This is a genomic window from Amphibacillus indicireducens (genome assembly GCF_039539605.1).
In the GTDB taxonomy this organism is placed as follows: Bacteria; Bacillota; Bacilli; order Bacillales; family Amphibacillaceae; genus Amphibacillus; species Amphibacillus indicireducens.
Genome location: NZ_BAABDL010000129.1, coordinates 1 through 1,512 on the forward strand (window position 1 = coordinate 1; position 1,512 = coordinate 1,512).

Here is a 1,512-nt window from a genome sequence, read left to right on the forward strand (position 1 = left end):
TTAAATATGATAATTAGATTTTAACACAAAGTTATCCACAACTAACGAATTTTATAATTTCCTAAACAATAAATAAGGTTCACAAGCAATTGTATTTGATAAATTGCCAGTGAACCCTTTAAAATCTATGATTAGATTTTGAATAATTACATTAAAACCACCATATAGCTACAGAACAGAATAATCAATCAACTCTCCTTGTTTCATTTCGTAGTCTATTACGGACTGAGGTGCTCCAAGTTGATCTTTCCATGCATTTCTTCGAATACTAATTTTTCTGAAACCCAATTTTTCATATAAACGTTGTGCTTGCAAATTATTGAGATTAGTATCAAGAACAATTGTTTCAAAGCCTCTTTTAAACAATTCTTTTATCAACATTGAAAGTAGTATTCTTCCGTAGCCTTGATTGTGTTTAGAAAAGTCACATATTTTGATACCTATCTCTAGATTACCATTATTCAACAACCGGTAATTCATTTCACCGATAGGTATTTTGTTAAGTTCGATGATCAATAATTCAGAAACGTTATCTTTACTATCATTGATCTGTTTATCCACTTGTTCTGAGGTTATTCCAAGGCCATTTGGGAATCCAGCGTGCGCCATAACTTTGCCGTTATTCCACCATGATATTAGTAACCCTACATCGTTATTCGTTGCACTTCTAATTGTTAGATTGTGATTATTTAAAAACATAAGATTCACCTCTCAACTGCTAAAGTTAAAAGTTAATCAAATCGTAGTTTTTCTGCATATGATTAGTAAGTTAAATTTTCGAAATCATCACTACACACTCTACATGCGGTATCATATTACTCTTATACAATTTAACAAATCATACTGTAACAGGGGTAAATACTCAATTTCTATCCCCCTATTTTAACTTGTATAAGTCTCAATGTGGGTGCTTAAATCAGTAATATTCGTTTGAATCTTCAGCTGATTCTCTCGCTTCAACACCGGCCATTAAGCCCTTGATCCACACTGGTACATTTTGAAGCGGTGTTCTCTCCTTTGAGTGCTTGATTACATCTTCTAGGTCTTTATCACGTCAGAACCGATCTCGTATATAACATTTGTGGCAGCAGAAATCTGCGGTCTTTTCTTTACTCTCAAAATTCTTCCCACAATAGTAATATACATGCTGGGCTTGAACGTATGGAATAAATAGAATAGCGATGTAATTAATCTAAAATTTACAAAGAAAACCTTGGCTGAACATTTTAATGTATCAAGGGCACTAAAAAGCATGCAGACGGAGGGTATTATCTCATTCATCAAAAGAACTATCCAAACATACAATTTAGAAAATCTTGAAGAGTTATTTTCCATATCAAAAACAGCATATAATCAATTTAATCAAATAGGCTGTTTCAACTTTACAAAAATCCAAAATTTTATCTGTTGATTATGAATGTAATATAACAAGTTTTTTTCGAAGATTGTATAATCAAGTTAGTCACCTAAAATAAAAGGTCATGTGAATTTCATGTTATATTGAAAGTACGC

The 1,512-nt window shown here is 31.8% G+C and carries 1 protein-coding gene; it reads right to left on the reverse strand.

Annotation, left to right across the window (positions count from 1 at the left end; translation table 11 throughout):
* Positions 1-168: 168 nt before the first annotated feature.
* Complete coding sequence (locus ABD814_RS11825; protein ID WP_344913411.1) at positions 169-699, reverse strand: GNAT family N-acetyltransferase; 531 nt, start codon at positions 697-699, stop codon at positions 169-171.
* Positions 700-1,512: the final 813 nt, after the last annotated feature.

Bases quoted from the DNA above. Each gene is read 5' to 3' on its own strand.
- ABD814_RS11825 (WP_344913411.1), bottom strand. From the start codon at position 699: ATGTTTTTAAATAATCACAATCTAACAATTAGAAGTGCAACGAATAAC.